Below are 19,207 nucleotides of genomic sequence, written 5' to 3'. Positions count from 1 at the left end.
AATCGCTGCGCATCCCGTCACATGACGGAATCTCCGGCATACGTGACTGATTCGCTGAACGGGACGGCTACGGCGACGCGCGGGAGCTCGGGTGACTGACGAGGCGGACTACCACGACGAGATCAGGCTGGTCCAGGAGGACGCGAAACGGCTCTGGGAGGCCCTCCAGGCGGAGACCTTTCCCGACCACCCCGCGGTCCAGGACCTCCGCAAGCGGGTGGAGCAGCAGGTGAAACACCTCCGGCGGGCGGCCGGAGAGCCGATCACGCTGGGCGTCGTCGGCGAGTACAGCGTCGGCAAGTCGCTGCTGCTCGGCACCCTGCTGGGCTGCCCCGACCTGTTGCCCGTCGAGTCGCGCGCCACGACGGGCAACGTCACCGCCCTCTACCTGAGGGCGGGTACGCCCGGGGAGCCGACCCGGATCGACGGCAGTGCCGAGATCTCCTATCTGACCGAACAGGAGCTCTCGGCCTGTGTCCGGGACATCATCCAGGTGCTGCTGCTGCGCTACGAGGAGCTGCCCGGCCGCGACGGTTCGGAGATGCGGGACTACGACCCGGTCACCGAGGGCTGGGACAGGTTCGTCACCTGGGCGCGCAAGCTGTGGGACGGCGACCGCCACATCCCCAAGATCAGCAAGGTCGTCATGGAGCTGCTGGAGATCCGCCGCGCGCACAAGAGCGCCGAGGACCTGCTGGGCACGTCGGTGTCGATCGGCGAGAAGACCGTGCGCCAGGCACTCGACCTCGGAACCGACAGGGAACTGCCGGAGGAGTTCCCCGAGCTGCCCGTGCGGCCGGGCGTCGATCGGGACCAGGTCAGGTCGGACCTGTCGGCGCTGCGCGCCACCTTCCCACTGATCCGTCGGGTGGCCTACCGGGTCCTGGTCGATCCGCGGGTCTGGTCGCTGGAGCGCCTCACCGGCGGCAACGAGGTCGTGCTGCTCGACTTCCCCGGGCTGTCGGCCACCAGATCCTCCCAGCGGGACGCGTTCCTGAGCCGCAGCGAACTGCGCTCCGTCCACACCATCGTCACGGTGTTCTCGATGCGGCGCCCCGGCACCGACATCCCGCACGAGTTCTACTCGATGCTCGCCCAGTACGGCCGGGACGAGACGGAGCTGCGCCGTTCGATCCTCGCGGTGGGCAACATCTTCGATGCGGTGCACCTTCCCTCCGGGATCACCGAGTCCCTGACGTTCGAGCAGCTCATCGCCGGGTCCCACGACCTCACCTCGTTCATGGGCAACGCCGGCGACCTGGTCGGCCGGCAGGAACGGCGGATGACGCTGGTGTCCGCGGTGCGCGGCATCGACGTCTACGGCATGCCGGTGGACGGGATCACCGGTGAAGAGAAGGAACGCCTGACCGAAGCGGTCCCGGAGTCCCGGAAGTCCGCCGAGGGCTGGGAGCCGATCGCCGGGCTCGTCGAACCCGGCCACTGGAAGGACGTGCTCACCGAGTTCGTCAAGGACGGCGGCGTCCGCGCGCTCCGCCGGCTCATCGAGGATCACGCGGCTGAGCACGGCCTCGTCAACAAGGTCGAGGGCGTGCGCCGGGAGAGGGCGATCCTGGAGCGGATGCTGCCGCAGCTCGAACGGAGCCTCGGTGACAACCGGCCGCCCAGCGAGCGCCAGGCCGGCTACGAGGTGGTGAAGAGCCTGTTCGACGACTTCCGGGCCGCTTGTCAGCCCGTATCGCGGGCCGCGCGGGAGCTGCGCGACCCCACCGTGATCCTGCTGGCAGACGGCCGTCCGCTGCTCGACTGGATCCGGGACCAGGCGCTGGTCGCCGTCAGCGAGTGGTCGCAGTGGCAGGCGATCATGCAGAGGGCGGAGAACGGCTTCATCCGCAAGAGCCACCCCCCGGAGATGGACGAGGAGGGCGAGGGGATGGGCGGCTGGTGGGACGACGATGACGACGATGACGGCGACCTGTTCGTCGGCTCCCACGCGGAGGAGACCACCGATGCCTTCTACGAGCCTTTCGCCGACAGCTACATCGTCGCCGTCCGGGAGAGCCGCCGGATGATCAGCGAGTCCATCGCCTCCTGGGTGTCGCGGCACGACCCGTCCCTCGAACCGCTCCGGTACCGGCTCCAGGACCCGGAGCTGCGTGAGCACCTCGAACAGGGGACGGCGCGGCTGCGGACGGTCGACCGGAGCAGCAGGGTCCGGATGCGGCGGCTGGAGGCGATGGCCGACCTGGAGATCTTCGTGGGGCTCGATCCGGACCGTCCGGAACCGGAGCTGCTCACCAGGGCCGCGCCGGACCGGATCCCGGACGACGCGGAGATCGCGGCGGCGTTCCCGCTGTACCGGGGGAGCGCGATGCCATGGCACTCGCAGGCGCCGGAGCATGCGGACGCCGAGTTCGCCCGGCACCAGCTCTACGTTCTGCGGCTGCGCAGGCAGCTCGCGTTCGGGCTGGCCGACGCGGTGACCCGCCGGGCCATCGCAGACCTGGAGTCCGTCCACAAGCGGCTCCAGCGGATGCTCGAGACGGCTTTCCGGGAGATCCTGCCAAACCAGAGCCAGGTCCGCCGCATGTTCTTCGACGATCAGGACTTCGACATGGGAGAGCTCGAGGGCGAGGACAGCGGGGAGGGCGGCCCGCTGCGGAGCCTGCTGGACGAATGGAGGAAACGCGATGCGGCTTAACCTGGTGTTCCAAGCGGGCGGAGAGCACGTCCGCTACACGGGCAACGAGACGTTCGACCTGTATGAGCACGAAGGCGTGTACGTGCTGCCCGAGGTGCTGGCCAGGACGGACGAGGGCCACGGGGCGCAGTTCGAGTTGCAGGAGGTCCGGGTGGAGGTCGCCGGCGACATCGGCGACCAGGGGCAGGCGCGGCGTGTGATCGAGGAGTCGTGGCGGCCTGAGCCGTCCGTAGGCTGGATGACCTCGCCGGCGCTGCTGTCCGGCGGCAAAATGGTCTTCGAGAACGTGCTCATTCCGGCTTTCCAGGCCTCCGCGGGGCGTCCTGTGACGCTCCGGGCGAGCTGGAAATACGTGTTCGCGGGACCGGACCGGGTCGCGACGGCCCGCGAGGCCCACGTCTCCCTGAGATTCATAGCGCCGCGCACACCGGTGCCGCCGCAGGCTCTGGATCTCGACGAGGAGACGCAGCACGTCCGGGTCCCCGCGCCCATCCGAAATCTAGAGGGAAGGGTGAGATTCGCCGGTTTCGCCGCTGTCGACTTCGGCTACTCATCCTCGACCGTGACCGTCTTCGACGACTCCGACGCACCCGCCATGGTGATCGACCCCGGGCAGGCGACCCGGATGCGCGGCGCGCTCGCCGACCTGCTCGCCAAAGGTCCCGAGGATGTTCCCGAGCTGTGCCAGGCCTGGGAGGCGCAGCTCAGACTGCTCTCCGGCGACCTGGCGGGAGCTGATCCGGAACTCGACGGGGTGCCCCTCGACACGATCATCGGCTGGCTGCGGGGGCCGGCCAGGCTGTCGGTCGGCGTCGATCCGCTGCTCGATGCGGTGACCGCGGCCCTGGAGAACAGGCTGGCAGTGGCGGGCCCCGCCCTGCGCGCCTGGCTCGCGCCCAGGCTCCTCACCCTCCACGATCAGGCGTTCAGCGTGCCGCCGCTGGCCGAGTACTTCCTGCACCGGGTCAAGTTCGACAAGGAGAACGACCGGTACGAGATTCCCAGTGTCGTCACTCCCAGACTCGGTCATCCGGTCTCCATCGAGATGGGTCAGGACGGCGCCGGGGCGGTCCGCGGGCTGAAATCACGGCTGATGGAGCCCGTCCCCGTCCCGGACAGCACCGGCAGGGACAGACGGCAGGCCGACAGTCTCGACCTCATCGCGCATGTCTACCGACATCTGGTGGAGAGCGCCGAGTCCTTCGTCCACGAGGACAGGGAGGGCCATCCGTCGGCCCTCACGGAACTGGTCGTCACCTATCCGACGGTGACACCGCCGGGTGCCAGGCAGCGGCTGCGCGACCTGATCGAGAAGACGCTGCGGATGGAGGTAGCGGTCACCGACTTCGACGAGAGCGTCGCCGCGGGCCTGTTCTTCCTGTTGCGGGACTTCGGCAGCAACCGGCGCGAGTTCGGCGTCGGGGCGCTGCGTGCCCGCGCGCGGCGGATCGGTGACGACCCGCCGACGTGGACGCAGAACATGCTCGTACTGGACATTGGCGCGGGCACCACCGACATAGCGTTGATCAGGCTGACGCTCATCGATCGCACCGAGCCGGACCCGGAGTGCGACGACCTGGTCCGCGGCCGCTACTACGAGGTCCGCCCCGAGGTGCTGAACTCGACCGGGGACCCCCAGCTCGGAGGCGACTACCTCACGCTCCGGGTCTGCTACTGGATCAAGGCCGCGCTCGTTGACGCGATGGCGCGGGGAACGGACCATCCGGCGGAGCGCGAACGGGTCAGGGCGCTCGTCGACCTCGAGCAGGACGCGTCCAAGTCGCTCGTCGAGGTGCTCCTGGAGTCCGGTGCGGACGTCCCGGCGCCCCCGGCGCTGCGGGACCGGCTGAACTCGGTGCTGCCCACCAACTGGGCCGACGGCGGCAAGAGGCAGGCCTTCGACGTGCTGTGGAAGCTCGCCGAGGATGTGAAGATCGATCTCGGTGGGGGCGGGCAGGAGTCCTACACCGTCGAGGCGTTCCGGCTCCGGCAGGTCACGTCCCTGATCGACGAGAGCCTGGGGCAGCTGGTCCCGGAGAACGGTCTGCGGCTGGCCGCTACCGACCTGCACCGGTTGCTCCGGCCGGTGCTCGCCGAGGCGGTCCAGCTCGCGACCTGGCTGGTCGGCGAGACTCTGAAGGGCGAGCGCCTCGACCGGGTCGTCCTGTCGGGCAAGACGAGCATGATGCCGTTGACCAGGCAGGTCGTCCTGGCCGAACTCGGGGCGGTCGAGCGGCGCGGCGGCGGATTCGAGGTCGACAGCGTCGAGTGGAACCGCGCGGCCGTTACCGTCGAGACCCAGTTCGCCAAGGAGGCCGCCTCCATCGGGGCTGCCTGGGGCCAGGCACTGCGCAACCGAGCCCAAGGCGTCGAGTCGGCGGTGGAGGCACTGAGCAAGGGCTGGACCCAGCTGTTCGTCAACGTGGACAACCTGAGGGTGTCGGTGCCATGCTCCCTGGTGCTCGCGCTGATGGGCAGGGACACGACGCCGCTGCTGCGGGCGGGAACCCGGATGACCGAACTGGACGACGGCCGGACGGGCGCGCGCAGTGACAGGTGGTATGACCTCATGCCGAGCTTCCGGGTGCTGCGTCCGTTGCGGGCCGGCCGATCCATCGGGTGGGGCGCGTTCAACTACGAACGGTACGCGGTCCGGGAGAAGATCGAGGTGCGGAAGGAGATGTTCAGCGCCACCGCGCACGGCAAGGGGCGGTCGCTGGTGCGGGCGCAGCTGGAGATCGACGAGATGCTGACCCCGTACCTCAACCTGTGCCAGGGACGGCCGCATTACGTGTGCCTGGCGCATGTCGGCGACACGATCCGGATCCAGGACCACTTGGCCGAGAAATATTGGAACCCCATCGAGAACCGGCTGCGTGAACTGCCCGCAGAGGTGTGGGTGCGACGGGGGTACCGCAAGGACTGCGCAGACTCCGACAGGCAGCTGCTGTTCCCCATTTGGCTGCCGGGGCCCGACGACGACGTCACCGAATACTTCGGGGAGTTCTTCCGGGAGTCGGATGACGCCAACCTCAAGCCGCGGCCGGGCCGTATCTCCGAGACGCTGTTCAGCCCGCCCGAGGACGACGACTACCACTTCTTCCTGCGGTGGCCCGGCGGCAGGGAGGAGGAGCTGCAGCCCCTCACCCCGCCGAACCGCGACGCCAACGCCCGGTACGTCGTCTCCCTCGACGCGCAGGGGACCCTGGTGCTGCACCGAGGGAACCTGTCCTACTGGAAGGCCGACTCCCTGCGCGACCTCGAGCGGAACGCCGGTTCCGTGCTGCGCGTGCAGATGGAAGACGTGAAGCCGGAGTTCAATAAGGACCGCGACCCGTTCAGTGGAAGGCACTGATGGAATTCTCGGAAACGGTGGGCCGGATCCTGGCGGACGAGGCGGAGCACGGTGTGGACCGGACGCGTCGGCGGCTGATCCAGTGGACCGTCGAGCTGACGCTCGGCGTGAACGACCAGGACGGGCTCGGGGACGTCCCGCTCCGGAGACTCTACGCCGAGCTGCGCGACGTTCTGGAGGAACTGCTGGCCGCGCCGGGTGAGCCCGGGGCTTCGTCGGCTGAGACCACTCCGGGGGAGGAGCCACCGCCGGAGCCCGCGCAGGAGGCGACCGCGTCGGTCGCCGTCGAACCGGAGCCAGAATCGGTACCCCTGTCGGAACCCGAACCGCGTGAGCTGTTCGCCGTCGAGCTGGGCCGGCTCTGGAGGGAGCTCGGCGAGGATCCAGTGGCCAGGCCGTATCTGCCGGTGTTTGTGGAGAACGGGTCCGACGCCGCAGATACGGAGCTCCTGTGGGAGAGGTTGCATCTGCTCGCGCTGCGGCTGCCGTCCGCGGACGCCGACGCGCTCCGAGCCCGTGCGGCGGAGGCCGCCGCACGGCTTCCGGAATGCGAGGTCCAGGCAGGGGGCGGGTTCCTCGTGCCTCCGCTGGCGGAGCTCGGCTATCCCGGCGTTCCCGATCCCGGGGCCTTGCCCCGGGCCGGAGAGGACGGATTCGGCTATCTGGAGAGGGTGGCGAAGGCCATGTTGTGGTTCGCCAAGCACGATCCGGCCGTCCGCAACGGCCATTCCCTGGGCTCCGCCGGCAAGGAGACCCTGGAGGCTTTCGACGACGAGCTCATCGAGGACTATGCCAAGCTGACGAATCTGGCGTTCGGCTCGGTCTCCGGTCAGGACGGCAGGAAGGCCGATGTCCTGCTCAGCGTCGATGAGGCGGTCCGTGGGGTGGTTCCGGTGCCCTTGCCTCGGGAAGGCAGCTGGTGGGACCGGATCCTGGAAAGCGCGGGAAGCCTGCTGCGCGGGCACGGCGTGACGGCTCCGCCCCTCAGCGCCCCGTACCCGTCGCGGAAGGACGGCCAGAAATCCGGGAAGAACGTCCGCGTCAGCCGCGAGGACGTCGCGACCCGGCCGGGGATCCAAGCCGGCCAGATCGCCTGGGTGCTGCACGGCGCCGTCCAGACCGAGGATCAGAAGACCACGGGCCCCCGTGTCGCCTACGTCCCCACCTGATCCTTCCGTAGATCACCGGAAAGCGGCGAGGTAGGCGGGGACAGGGGAGGCCGGGGCGGGGGCGTAACCGGAGGCGGCCGACACGCGGCGCAGGTCGGTGTACACGCGGGAGGACAGGAGCACGGTGTTCGGGGGGAGGGTAAGCGCGTGGGCGGCCAGGGCCCGAATGTCCTCGATGCCCGGTCCCTGGAACTCACCGTCGAGGGTGACGATGCCCTCGTGGAGGACGAGCCGAAGGCCGGGGAGTCTGCGGACGGCGTCGACGGCCTCGGAGACGGCGCGGGGCTCGTCGATTCCGGGCGGAAAGATGCCGATCCCGGCGGTCGGTTCGTCGGCGAGCCAGAGCACGCGTTCCATGGCGGTCGCGGGGCCGAGCAGGCCGCGCAACCGCCCGGGTCCGCTCTCCGCCACGAGGGCGAGGCAGAGCCGACGGATCCCGAGCACCGGTTCGATCATTGCCCTACTATGCACCGAGGGTTCGCGGCGAACTCCCTTTTCTCGGGGAAAGCGGAGGAAGATCATTCGATGGACTGAGCGGACCGCTTCAGTTCCTCCGTCTTGAGGATGAGGACGCGGCGGTAGTGGGTCCGGATGAGACCGGACTCGCGGAAATCCTTCAGTATCCGTTCGGTGGTGGACTCGCTGACGGAGGCGAGCGCGCCGAGTTCGAACTGGGTGATCGGAAGGGTGATCTCGATTCCCTCCTTCTTGGGCACGCCATGCCGCCTGCTCAGCTCATAAAGAACGCGTGCCAGACGGCCTCGGGCATCCAGCGCGCGGCTGGCGACACGGTGCCCGGTGGCCATCCGCATTTTGAGGAGAACACTTTTTGTGATCTTGTGGTGTATGCCCGGGGCCTCGTTCAGGAGGCGCCAGAAACGGACCTCGCTGATGCGGACCGCGACAAGGGCACCGACGGCCTCCACCGTGGCGCTTCGGGGTTTTTCGTCGAGTACCGAGAACTCGCCAACAAGATCGCCTTTCGCCCGAAAGGCGAGCAGTGCAGTGTTTCCGGTGTCGCTGGTCGCGGTCACCCGCACGAAGCCGTCGACCAAAAGATAGACCTCGCGATCCATGTTCCCCTGGAGAATCAGCGTGCTTTCGTGTTCGTACTGCATTCGTGTTCCGGCGGCGAGGAAAGCCGCACGCTCCGCGGCCGTCAGTGAGTCCATGAGACTGCCTGATGGCCAGTGTTCAGAGTTCACTTCATCACCTGCCCCAGAGAGAACCATGGCAGGAGAGGCGGAGAGAAAGGCTGAGGTGCAAAGCTTAGTTAGCAAGTTGTCACCTGCGGTCTACATCTGGGTAATTCGCTCGTCGGAGGTCTCGTTGCTCGTGAGTGAATAATGGTGGCGTGGTCTGACAGGTCTTTCCGAGAAGCCTTCGCCATGCCAGGTGGCGCCGCTGAGCGCTGAGCCGCGCCGACCGGTTCCCGGCCGGCACGAGAAGCCCTCTCACGTCACCGGGTGGGACGTGTTCCAAAGTCGTCCGATCTTCTTGCCTCCGGCGGTCATCTGAATCACCAGTGCCCCCGCCGCTGGTCGTTTCGAAGGAGTACCGACTTGTCCACCACCCCTCTCCGGCTGCTTTCGGCCGCCGCCCTGACCGCCGGCCTGGCCTTCACCGTCCCGGCACCGGCCTCCGCCGCGGCCGGCTCCTGCGCCGTCGGCACCTGGAAGCTCACCAAGTACAGGTTCAAGAGCCACATCGAAGAGGTCACCGCCAACGCCAAGGGCGGTGAGGGCACCCGGCTGACCATCACCAGGAAGTCGGCCGCCTACGACTTCTCCCGCGCCAAGAAGGTCGTCACCAAGGGCGTCGCGGAAGGCGACCCCTACACCGTGACCGACGTCTTCAAGAAGAAGCTGACCTTCAAGTCCGCCCTCATGGGGAAGAAGACGGGCAACCTGACCCTCAAGCCCAAGACCGCCACCGGCAACGCCACCATCTCCAGCGTCCTAGGCGATCAGCCCACGGGCACGGCCAAGCTCGCCAGGAACTACCGGGCCGGCCTGGAAGACCCGTTCATCCCGACCTTCGGCCAGTACACCTGCACCTCCAAGACCCTGAAGCTGGTGCTGGAGGCCGACGGACCCAACACCACCATCGCCTCCGTGCACCACTACAGGCGCGTCTGACGTCCGCAGGGGGCGGAACCGCATCCTTTGCCGGTCATCCGCCCCCGAAGAGACCGACCCGCCCGATCGCCCACCAGATGGGCTACCACCAGACGAGCGGTTTTTCGATCTCCTCATCGACTGCGGACAGAAGTTCGCCGGTGACAGGGCAGGTCGAGTCAGGCCCACCGCATCAGGAGGGCCGTGTGGCGCTTGAGGAAGATCCGGCCGACGGCCGGCGTCGGCACCCGGGCGTCGGCCGGGTAGAGGGTGAAAGCGGGACCAGGGCGGCGGCGCCGGTCGTGGTTCCAGGTCTGGATGTGGTCGTGGAGCCGCCGGGTCAGTTCGGTGCGGTGAGGGCCGTGTCCGTAGACGCCGAACTCGAAGCGGATTCGACCGTCGCCGACCGGAGGGACTTCGCGAAGGGCCAGATAGGCGAAGCCGTCACGCTCGATGAGGGCGGGGCAGTGCCAGCGAGTGGCGGGTTCGGCGAGGTCACAGGTGCGTGCCGGGTCCTTCCAGATCTGGCCGAGGGCCGTGTCCGCGGTCGCGATCCAGAGGTTGAGGGTGTCGAACGGCTCGTTGCCCGCGACCGTGATTCCGGTCCAGGACTCGGTCCTGGCGGCGGTGAGCGCCTTGTCGAGTTCGGCGACGTCCAAGCCCGGATCGTCCTCGATCGTCAGCCGTACCGCACCGTCCGCGAGGAGTGCCTCCGCCTCGGGGTGGGCGCCGGCGCCCTGCATGGGGACGAACCCGCAGACCGTCGGGTTCTCGCCCACGAGTCTGTCGCCGTCGCGGACGAACGTTATCGAGCGGGTGATCGTCGAGAAGACGAGCGGGACGACCATGCGGGCGCCCTGCGCGAGCAGCCTTCCCCACGGGCAGTCCCAGGCGCCGACCGTGACCAGTATCGCGTCGAACGGGCCGTAGGGGTCGGCGGCGTGCTCGGCGTCACCGGTCACCACCGTCACGCCTGCATGGCCGCTCTGAGCGAGGAACCGGCCGGCTCGTTCGGTGACCCAGGGGTCGATGTCGACAGTGACCACGTGCCCGGTCTCGCCGACGATCTCGTCGAGGAGGGCTGCGTTGTATCCTCCGCTTCCCACTTCCAGGACCCGCATTCCCTCCCGGACGCGCGCGGCTTCGATCATGTCCGCCTGCAGCCACGGCGCGCTCACCGAGCTGATGGCCCGCCCCCGGTCGTTGAAGCGCGTGCGGATGACGTCGTCGGCCGAGTAGGCGGCCTCCAGAGTCGGTGCCTCCGGTCCGAAGACCTCCCGGGGAACGGCGAGGAAGGCTGCGGCGACTTCGGGCCGGCGAATCCAGCCCTGCTTTCGCAATGTGTCGACCATCGCGGCGCGGAGTCGTGCAGCGGATGCGGTGCGGTGGGTGTCTGCCGTCACTCGCCACACCCTAGTCGCGTGGTCTGACAGTTCCGCAGAGTGACGATCGTGTGGGCCTCGAAGGTCGAGGGGGCGTCGCGGCCGAGGTCATCGCCGTGCGGGCGGATGGGTCTCGTACATGCGCGCCGCGGCCAGCAGGCCGGAGGCGGCGGTGAGGGCGGCCACGGCCCAGATCGCGGCGGGAATGCCGTAGGCGTCGGCGATCAGGCCGGAGACCAGGGCGCCCACGGCGAAGCCTCCGTCGCGCCACAGCCTGTAGACGCCCACGGTGCGGGCGCGGGCGGCGGGATGGGCGACGTCGCCGACGGCGGCCAGCAGGGTGGGGTAGACCATGGCGGTGCCCGCGCCCAGCAGGACCAGCGCGATCGCCCAAGCGGAGAAGGTGGTGCCGGTGGCGACCAGAGCGAGGGCGGCGCCTTGCAGGAGCATCCCCGCGACGATGAAGGGTTTGCGGCCGTGCCGGTCGGAGGCGGCGCCGGTGGCCAACTGGGCGAGCCCCCACACGGCCGGGTAGAGGGCGCCCAGCAGCCCGATCTGCCCGACGGACAGGCCGTGGGCGGTGAAGAGGAGGGGGAACAGTCCCCAGGCGAGCCCGTCGTTGAGGTTGTTGACCATCCCGGCCTGGCTGGCCGACGACAGCGCCGGCTCGGTGAAACTGGTCCGCACGAAGATCTGCCCGGTGCTCGTCTGGTCCGGTGGCGCGGGCAGGGTGGTGGTCTCGTGGTGGACGTGGTCGCGGGTCTCGCGCACGGCAAGCACCGAGAGGCCCAGGCCGAGGGCGGCATAGGAGGCGCCGAGCAGGAACGGCGCGGGCCGCAGCCCGTAGGCGGAGGCGAGGTATCCGGTGGCCATCGCGGTGGCCGCGACCGCCAGGTATCCGGCGGCCTCGTTCAGTCCCATCGCCAGGCCGCGGCGCTGGGCCCCCACCAGGTCGATCTTCATGATGACGGTGGTCGACCAGGTCAGGCCCTGGTTGATCCCGAGCAGCACGTTGGCGGCCACCACCCAGCCCCACGAGGGGGCCCAGATCAGCAGGAGCGGGACCGGCAGCGCGACCAGCCACCCGGCGACGAGCACGGGCTTGCGGCCGTAGCGGTCCGACCAGGTTCCGGCGAAGAAGTTCGCCGCGGCCTTGGTGAGGCCGAACGCCAGAATGTAGGTCAGGGCCGCGGTGTAGGCGCTCAGCTGGAAGGTGCGCTCGGCCAGCAGCGGCAGCACGATGCGCTCCTGCCCGAGCATGCCGCCGACGAGGGCGTTGACCGCCACCAGCAGGGCGAACTGCGCGGCGTTGGCGCGCAGCCCCAGCACCACGGGCAGCGGCGCGGTCTTCGTGTCCATCGTCATCTCCAGACCTCGGGCGTACCGGCCCAGTATTACACTATTCTAAAGAACGTTGGAAGATTGGAGGGCGTGGGATGATCGTGGGCATGCAGGAGGCTGAGCGGGCACGAGCACACAAGACCGCGCTTTACGAGCAGTTCGCCCGCGTCGGCAAGGCCCTGGCCAACCCCGCCCGGCTGGAGCTGCTGGACCTGCTCGCCCAGGGAGAGCGCAGCGTCGAAGACCTGGCCTCCGCCGCGCAGATGAAGGTCGCCAACACCTCCGCCCAGCTCAAGGCCCTGGCCGCGGCCGGGCTGGTCGCTTCGCGCCGCTCGGGGGTCAAGGTCTTCTACCGGCCGGCCGACGAGCAGGTCGCCGTGCTGGTGCGGCGGGTACAGGACTTCGCCGCCGACCGCCTGGCCGAGGCGGAACGAGCCGCCCGCGACTACCTGGGAGACATCGAGGCCCTGGAGCCCGTCGGCTTGGCCGAGCTGGCCCGCCGCGCCGAGAACGGTGAGGTCCTCGTCCTGGACGTGCGGCCTGCGCCCGAATACGACGCCGGGCACATTCCCGGAGCGATCGGCATCCCCCACGACCAGCTCGCCGTCCGTCTGGCCGAACTGCCCCGCGACGCCGAGATCGTCGCCTACTGCCGCGGCCGCTACTGCGTTTTCGCTCCCCAGGCCGTGCGGCTGCTGCGCGATGAGGGGTTCCGCGCCCGCCCCGCCGACGGCGGTCTTCCCGAATGGCGCCGCGCCGGCCTCCCCATCACCCCGCCCGCCGCGTGAAGAGCCGGCCCGGCGAGCGGTCAGAGCGAGGCGCCCTTGGGCGATGCGCGTCCATGCCGGATGTCCGGGATCGGGTCGAAGTGCTGCCGTGTAGGGGAATGCCGGTTGATCGGGCAGACTTGGGGCCGTGGACGGTGAGTTCTTCGATCAGGTGCACGAGGTGGTGCGGGGAGCGCTTCCGCGGGCTCTCGGCGAACCCCGGATCAAGGTGCGGCACAACGGCATCAAGGTCTGGTTCGGCGAGGCGGTACGGGAGCACTACGAGGCCCAGATGATCCGTCCGGACGGCGTTCCCGGAGCCGAGGCCTTCGCGCTCGAAGTCGGGTTCCACACCGAGCACGGCAAGGCCGAGGAGAACGACGCGGTCCTGGCCCGGCTGCGGGACCGCGAGCCGGAATGGCGCGCCGAGCTCGGCGACGACCCCGTGGCGGGTGACTTCCTCGGCCATCGGATCTGGCGTCGTGTCTCGGAGACCTGGCCCGATCCCACGGACTCCGGCCCTGACCTGGCCTTCGAGGTGGGCGTCCGGCTGGTCGACTACATCCGCGTCATCGAGCCCCTCCGCGGCTGAGCCCGTGACCGCGCCGGACGCCGCGCCGGCGGTCAGGGGACCGGTTGCCGCAGGCGCTTCGGCTGGTAGACCCGCACCCAGTCGACCGCCATGGTGGCGGGGAATCCGGTGTCGGCGTTCGGCGGACCCTGCCAGTCGCCGCCGATCTGGACGTTGAGGATGATCTGCAGTCGCTGGTCGAACGACCATCCCTTGTAGCGCTTGAGCGTTCCGTACACCTTGCCGTCGACCCACCAGCGGATGGACCCGGGCGTCCAGTCGACGCCGTAGACGTGGTAACCGGCGCTCACCGGCTTGTTCAGGACCTTCTGGAAGCCGGCCACCTGCTTGGTCTGGTGCGCGGCTCCGTAGACGTTGCGCGTCCGGGCGCCGACGATCTCGGCGATGTCGATCTCGGCATACTTCTTCGTCCCGTACTTCGTGTTCCTGGTCTGCAACCAGAATGCGGGGAACACACCCTGTCCGACCGGGAACTTGATGCGCGCGGTGAACCGTCCGTACTTCCGCATGAAGCGCTCCGCCGTCTGGAGCCGCGCGGACCGGTATTCGCACGGACCGTAGTAGCACTGCGTGTTCCCGTTGTCCTTTTGTGCAGTGATCAACAGCCGGCCCGCCCCGTTCTGCTTCGCGTTCGCCGGGTCATAATAGGCGAGTCCTCCGACGCCCCAGCCGTTCCGGTCCCCCGTCTGGGAATACCACTTTCGCGAGTTCGGCGGCGTGTTCTTCTTTCCGCGGAACTCGTCCGACCAGACGAGCTTCCATTTCGGTGCGGCCTTGGCCTCCGCTGGAAGCACGGGCAGTGTACTCAGGGCGAGCAGGCCGCAGACGGCGAGAACGGTTGCCGGACGGGGCATCCGGGTTCCTCCATATCTGGGAGCCATCGCATTTTCCGCGTGGTGAAGCGGCGATTGTAGAGCCTCGCCTTCTTCTACGCGGAACTACCGATGATCTCCCATCGAGGTTTCCGAGGGGACCGCTGTCGGTGCGCGGTCTGCCCGCTCCTCGGGATCGTGGAGCGCGCCAGTTCCGCTCCGGTGAAGACTGGTGATTTGCGCGATGTCGGGTTTCGTGCGCCTTGCGACACTGCGGTGGCCACTGCCGCCACCCTTCCTTACGGAGGTGCCGATGTCCGGTCCGCTCACGAGATTCCTGGCGAGGAGTCGCCGACGATCGCCATGGACGGCACGGGCAGGGGTGCTGTCGGTCGTCGGCGCGGTCGCCGCTCCCTCGGCGGCGGCCGAAGGGCCGACCGTCACGACTCGGTACGGGCAGGTGCAGGGGAAGGCCGGGGACGCGGCGAACTCCTATCTCGGCATCCCGTATGCCGCGCCGCCGGTCGGGCCGCTGCGGTGGAAGCCTCCGTCCCAGCCCGCGCGCTGGTCGGGCGTCCGGGACGCCACCACGCCGGGCGACCCCTGCATGCAACGCGGCCAGTCCACTCCCTGGGGCGACCTGGCGGGGCCGGGCACGACCAGTGAGGATGCCTGTACCTGAACGTGTACACGCCCGCGCAACGGTCGCTGCAGAAGCGGCCGGTGATGGTGTGGATCCACGGCGGCGGCTTCACCGTCGGCTCCGGGACGTTCTACGACGGCGGCAACCTGGCGGCCAAGGGCGACGTGGTCGTCGTCAACTTCAACAGGATCCAGCAAGGAATCCCGGCCGTTCACGGCCGGGAGGAATCGCCCCCCACGGGGCGAGATCGAGCGCCGCGCATCGGCCGGCCGACGCGTTCCCGCCGTCCGAGACACAACGAATATGCAGGTCGTGGACGAAGCCTCACCTCCTTGACGCATGCCGGGATCGGGAAACACTCTCAGTGCCGGGAAGGAGACGCTACGTTGTGCGGGTGAAGCTCGTGGTGCAGGTGAAGCTGCTCCCGGACGAGGCCGCTCGGGCGGCTCTTCGGGAGACGCTGCACGCCTGCAACCGGGCCGCCGACCACGCCTCCCGGCGCGCGTTCGCCACCGGCGTGACGGGTAAGCAGCCGCTTCAGCGGCTGGTGTATGGCGAGGTGAAGGCGATGGGCCTGTCCGCCCAGCCCGCGATCCACGCGATCCGCAAAGTCGCCGGGGCCTACGCCACTTTGAAAGCGAACCTGAAAGCCGGTAACTACGGCCCCGAGGGCTCCAAACGGCGCCAGGCGGTGGAGGGCAAACCGGTCCGGTTCTGCAAGGACGCCGCCCAGCCGTTCGACGACCGGTCACTGTCCTGGCAGATCGAGGCCCGTACCGTCTCGATCTGGACCGTCCGCGGCCGCCTGCGGGGTATTCCTTTCCAATGCTCCCCGGCCCAGTGGAGGATGCTCACCGCCCACCGGCGCGGGGAGTCCGATCTGGTGCTGCGGGGCGGTAACTGGTACCTGTACGCCACCTGCGAGGTTCCAGCTCCCGAACTGGGCGACCCTGTCGGCTTCCTGGGCGTGGATCTGGGCATCGTGAACATCGCCACCACCAGCGACGGCGACCGCCACGCCGGCAGGCGCCTCAACCAGGTCCGCCACCGCAACCGCCGCCTGCGCCAAAGGCTCCAGAAGAAGGGCACCAGGTCCGCCAAACGGCTGCTGCGCAAACTCTCCGGTAGGGAGGCGCGTTTCGCGGCCGACACCGACCACCGCATCGCCAAGCAGCTCGTGACCGAGGCTCAACGCACCTGCCGCGGCATCGCCCTGGAAGACCTGGGCGGTATCCGCGACAGGGTACGGCTCCGTAAGCCCCAGCGGGTCACCCTGCACTCCTGGTCGTTCGCGCAACTCGGCGCGTTCATCTCCTACAAGGCCGTCCTCGCCGGGGTGCCGATGGTGTTCGTCGACCCCCGCCACACCTCACAGGGCTGCTCCGAATGCCATCACGTCAGCAGGAGCAACCGGCCCGACCAGTCCACCTTCCGTTGCACGTCGTGTGGCTTCGCTGAGCACGCCGACGTGAACGCAGGCCGCAACATCGCCAGGCGCGGTGAAGTGGTCTGGGCAGTGAGTCACGCTGCCGACGACGCGGCCTGAACCATACCCGCCAGGTGCGGTGAAGAGCTGCAAGCTCGGCCCTTCAGGGCCGAGAAGCTGACTTATCGGCTCGGAGCGTTCGGCTACTTCGCTCACCCCGGCCTGGCCGCGGAGTCGCCGCAGGGATTGTCGGGCAACTACGGGCTGCTCGACCAGCAGGCCGCTCTGCGCTGGGTGCGGGAGAACATCGCGGTGTTCGGCGGCGACCCCGGCAATGTGACGATCTTCGGTGAGCGGCCGGAGGCGGGAGCGTCTGCCAGAACCTGGTCTCGCCCCGCGCCGCCGGGATGCTCGACCGGGCCATCGCCCAGTCGGGCTGCGGGTTCCCCCTGCCCACCCAGGAGTCGCAGCAGCGGAACGGCGCGACCTGGGCGACCTCCCTGGGCTGCCCGGACGTGGCCTGCCTGCGCGCCAAGCCCGCCGACCAGCTGCTCACCGCCTCGCTGAGCCCGACCGCCCGCCGGGTACCGAACGTCGACGGCAAGGTCCTGCCGCTGCAGGTGCCGGACGCGCTGAAGAGAGGGCGCTTCCACCGGGTCCCCTTCCTCCAGGGCACCATCGCCGACGAGGGGCGGCTCACCGTGGCGACCACCTACGACCTGGCCGGCAGGCGGCTCACCGCGGAGGGTTACCCGCCGACTCCCAGTTCTCCTGCCCGCAGTCCCGGACCGCGAGCCTGGCGGCCCGGTACGTTCGGTCCTACCAGTACGAGTTCGCCGACCGGCACTCCATGGACTATCTGAACCTGCCGATCGGCTTCCCGATCGGCGCCCCGCACGGTTCGGAGATCCGGTACGTCTTCGGCGGCGTCACGGGCACGCCCGCCCAGAACGCCCTGTCGGAAAAGATGCTCGGATATTGGACCAACTTCGCCAAGACCGGCATCCCTTACGCCGCGAACGCCCCGCGCTGGAACCTCTTCCCGAAGGTCCAGATCCTCGCCCCCGAAGCGATCACCGCGAGCACAAGTGCGACCTGTGGGACCAGCCGGCCTCCTGACCGCATGACCCTCTGACCCTCGTCCGGTCCCGGGCCCGTGCCCCGGGGCCGGACGAGCCGGATACGGCGGTGCTCAGCAGGCCGTCCCGGACGCTTGGGCGGCGTCGTCCTCGAAGGTGCCGCGGATGCGCACCAGGGCGAGGACCGCGAGGAACATCGCCGGCACCAGGACCAGCATGGCCAGTGCCAGGGGTTCGCCGTCGTAGCCGGTCGAGCCGATGATGTCGGAGGTCAGGCCGATGAGGAACGGGCCGAGGGCGCCGCCGAGGGTCACCAGGAAGGTGAGCAGGGCGAAGCCCATGCCGCGGCGGTCCGAGGGGACGACGTCCGCGGAGGCCGCGGTGAGGTTCGGGATGGCGGCGGCGAATCCCGCGCAGGCCACGGCCACCAGCGTGATGCGCAGCCACAGGCCGGGCAGGAGCACGGCGCCGGTGAGGGCGATCGCGCCCAGGAGCAGGAAACCGGTGGCGACCTTGATGCGCCAGCCGGGGCGGATGCCGTGGAAGCGGTCGCCCGTCCGGCTGCCGACCACGATGCCGATCACGATGCCGGTGCCGCCGACCCCGCCGGCGAGTCCGGAGGCGGCGTCGTAGCCGAGGTCTTCGGTGCGCTCCAGGAAGGTGGGAAGCCAGTAGAACAGGCCCGCGACGGCGAGGGAGAGCAGAGCCTGGCCGATGATGATGCCTTTGAGAGTGCGCACCTTGAGCAGGCCGCGCGCTTCCTTGAGGAGAGAGGTTCCACCGGCGTTGGGGGACGCGTGGGCGTCGGCGGGCTCGGCCGTGTCGTCGCGGAGCCTGTCGAGCCGGTCGCCCAGGCCGCGCAGCGGTTCCTTGACGGTGAGCACCAGTGCGGCGACCAGCAGGCCGGGCACCGCGGCGATGAAGAAGACCGCGCGCCAGTCGAGGGCCTCGGCGATCGCGCCGCCGAGGATGACTCCGGCGGGCAGGCCCATGTAGTAGCCGGCGCGCTCGAAGCCGTAGGCCTTGCCGCGGCTGCGGGAGGGGAAGTAGTCGGCCAGCAGGCTGGAGGCCGGCGGGTTGTAGAGCTGTCCGGCGGCCCCGATGAGGATGCGGACGACGAAGAACATCACGAAGGTCGTCGCCAGGCCGCTGAGCACCGAGCAGATCGACCAGACCAGCACCACGACCGCGATCGTGGCCACGCGGGGGGCGCGGTCCGCGAGCCGTCCGGCAGGGAGCAGGAGCAGTGCCGCCGCGATGCTGGCGGCGGTCGGGATCGCGCCGCCCGCGGTGTCGCTGAAGCCGAAGTGGTCCTGGATCGCGGGCAGGGCGCCGGAGATCAGGTTGATCTCGACCCGGTCGATGAAGGCGACGAGGGCGACGACGATCGCGGGCCACCAGCCCAGCGGAGCCGACTTGCCGAGATCGACCGTACGCGCGGGGCGCTTGGGGAACACCGCCATCTCGACGGTGCCGCCGTCGGGCAGAACGGCGGGTGCCCCCGAAGCCTTCGACGGCACGTCAGGCGTGTCGGCCATGGTCTGCTCCTGTCCGGGTGGTAATACATCAGACATATGCCTGGATCGTACAAGATATAAGAAACAGCCATGTTTCGCACGTATTGCCCTTCGGGTGTGCCGGTCGGAGCAAGGGCCTGGAATGGGGCGACGACTGGCCGCAGAAGGTCTGACAGATCTCGAGGATTGTGAAATCAGGGTTGATGTACGCCATGGTGGCGGTCCTGTCCGGTGCGCGACGTGCAGCCGTCCGGCGCGGTCGACAGATTGGCCGATCTGTACAAATAAACGGAATTGGCCAGGTGTGGCCTAGGTCGCGGTGCAACCAGCCGACTTGATCTTGATCTG

At 69.1% G+C, this 19,207-nt stretch carries 15 protein-coding genes and 2 pseudogenes; 11 read left to right on the top strand and 6 right to left on the bottom strand.

Annotated features, from left to right (window positions below):
• The first annotated feature begins 91 nt into the window (after positions 1–91).
• Genes ABGB12_RS32220 through ABGB12_RS32210 form a run of 3 tightly spaced genes read left to right on the top strand, consistent with a single transcriptional unit; the run spans position 92 to position 7,183 of the window.
• The gene (locus ABGB12_RS32220) at positions 92–2,659 is read left to right on the top strand and encodes a hypothetical protein (RefSeq protein ID WP_347683831.1); all 2,568 of its coding nucleotides are present in this window, start codon (positions 92–94) and stop codon (positions 2,657–2,659) included.
• Positions 2,649–6,014, top strand: coding sequence for a hypothetical protein (locus ABGB12_RS32215; protein ID WP_347683829.1), 3,366 nt, complete (start codon positions 2,649–2,651; stop codon positions 6,012–6,014). Before ABGB12_RS32220 ends, ABGB12_RS32215 begins: the two co-directional genes overlap by 11 nt.
• Positions 6,014–7,183, top strand: coding sequence for a hypothetical protein (locus ABGB12_RS32210; RefSeq protein WP_347683828.1), 1,170 nt, complete (start codon positions 6,014–6,016; stop codon positions 7,181–7,183). Before ABGB12_RS32215 ends, ABGB12_RS32210 begins: the two co-directional genes overlap by 1 nt.
• A 12-nt stretch (positions 7,184–7,195) precedes the next feature.
• Here ABGB12_RS32210 and ABGB12_RS32205 read toward each other — a convergent pair whose 3' ends face one another.
• Positions 7,196–7,639: a hypothetical protein gene (locus tag ABGB12_RS32205; protein WP_347683827.1), complete on the bottom strand. Its 444-nt coding sequence runs from the start codon at positions 7,637–7,639 to the stop codon at positions 7,196–7,198.
• Between the two features lie 62 nt (positions 7,640–7,701).
• On the bottom strand, positions 7,702–8,355 hold the full coding sequence (locus ABGB12_RS32200; protein WP_347683826.1) for a Crp/Fnr family transcriptional regulator: 654 nt from the start codon (positions 8,353–8,355) through the stop codon (positions 7,702–7,704).
• Positions 8,356–8,745: 390 nt separating this feature from the next.
• Between ABGB12_RS32200 and ABGB12_RS32195 the strand changes: the two genes are divergently transcribed.
• Complete coding sequence (locus ABGB12_RS32195) at positions 8,746–9,321, top strand: hypothetical protein (RefSeq protein WP_347683824.1); 576 nt, start codon at positions 8,746–8,748, stop codon at positions 9,319–9,321.
• 158 nt (positions 9,322–9,479) lie between these two features.
• Here the strand turns inward: ABGB12_RS32195 and fxlM are convergent, their stop codons facing one another.
• Positions 9,480–10,703: a methyltransferase, FxLD system gene (fxlM, locus tag ABGB12_RS32190; protein WP_347683822.1), complete on the bottom strand. Its 1,224-nt coding sequence runs from the start codon at positions 10,701–10,703 to the stop codon at positions 9,480–9,482.
• An 87-nt stretch (positions 10,704–10,790) separates the two neighbouring features.
• On the bottom strand, positions 10,791–12,041 hold the full coding sequence (locus ABGB12_RS32185; protein ID WP_347683820.1) for an MFS transporter: 1,251 nt from the start codon (positions 12,039–12,041) through the stop codon (positions 10,791–10,793).
• 89 nt (positions 12,042–12,130) lie between these two features.
• Here ABGB12_RS32185 and ABGB12_RS32180 point away from each other — a divergent pair, with 89 nt between their 5' ends.
• Together ABGB12_RS32180 and ABGB12_RS32175 are read left to right on the top strand one after the other, a co-directional pair.
• Positions 12,131–12,811 (top strand): metalloregulator ArsR/SmtB family transcription factor, encoded by a 681-nt coding sequence (locus tag ABGB12_RS32180; RefSeq protein WP_347683818.1) that lies wholly within the window; start codon positions 12,131–12,133, stop codon positions 12,809–12,811.
• Positions 12,812–12,938: 127 nt separating this feature from the next.
• Entirely contained in the window at positions 12,939–13,382 is a 444-nt protein-coding gene (locus ABGB12_RS32175) for a hypothetical protein (RefSeq protein WP_347683816.1), read from the top strand.
• Positions 13,383–13,414: 32 nt separating this feature from the next.
• Here the strand turns inward: ABGB12_RS32175 and ABGB12_RS32170 are convergent, their stop codons facing one another.
• Positions 13,415–14,236, bottom strand: a complete 822-nt coding sequence (locus ABGB12_RS32170) for a glycoside hydrolase family 16 protein (RefSeq protein ID WP_347683814.1) — start codon at positions 14,234–14,236, stop codon at positions 13,415–13,417.
• A gap of 202 nt (positions 14,237–14,438) precedes the next feature.
• Between ABGB12_RS32170 and ABGB12_RS32165 the strand changes: the two are divergent.
• The 5 genes and pseudogenes from ABGB12_RS32165 (at position 14,439) to ABGB12_RS32145 (ending at position 17,398) form a co-directional block, all read left to right on the top strand.
• Positions 14,439–15,235, top strand: a pseudogene (locus ABGB12_RS32165) (carboxylesterase family protein).
• Positions 15,232–16,383 (top strand): transposase, encoded by a 1,152-nt coding sequence (locus ABGB12_RS32160; protein ID WP_347683813.1) that lies wholly within the window; start codon positions 15,232–15,234, stop codon positions 16,381–16,383. The pseudogene ABGB12_RS32165 and the gene ABGB12_RS32160 overlap by 4 nt, the downstream one beginning before the upstream one ends.
• A 3-nt stretch (positions 16,384–16,386) precedes the next feature.
• Positions 16,387–16,578 (top strand): annotated as a pseudogene (locus ABGB12_RS32155) (carboxylesterase family protein); the annotation flags it as partial.
• 92 nt (positions 16,579–16,670) lie between these two features.
• On the top strand, positions 16,671–17,126 hold the full coding sequence (locus ABGB12_RS32150) for a carboxylesterase family protein (protein WP_347683811.1): 456 nt from the start codon (positions 16,671–16,673) through the stop codon (positions 17,124–17,126).
• The gene (locus tag ABGB12_RS32145) at positions 17,060–17,398 is read left to right on the top strand and encodes a carboxylesterase family protein (RefSeq protein WP_347683898.1); all 339 of its coding nucleotides are present in this window, start codon (positions 17,060–17,062) and stop codon (positions 17,396–17,398) included. The genes ABGB12_RS32150 and ABGB12_RS32145 overlap by 67 nt, the downstream gene beginning before the upstream one ends.
• 57 nt (positions 17,399–17,455) lie before the next feature.
• Here ABGB12_RS32145 and ABGB12_RS32140 read toward each other — a convergent pair whose 3' ends face one another.
• On the bottom strand, positions 17,456–18,880 hold the full coding sequence (locus ABGB12_RS32140) for an MFS transporter (protein WP_347683809.1): 1,425 nt from the start codon (positions 18,878–18,880) through the stop codon (positions 17,456–17,458).
• Positions 18,881–19,207: the final 327 nt, after the last annotated feature.

This window comes from Actinocorallia sp. B10E7 (assembly GCF_039871655.1).
GTDB lineage: Bacteria > Actinomycetota > Actinomycetes > Streptosporangiales > Streptosporangiaceae > Actinocorallia.
Note: the sequence above shows the minus strand (reverse complement) of the source record. Positions and strands in the feature narration are given on the sequence as shown.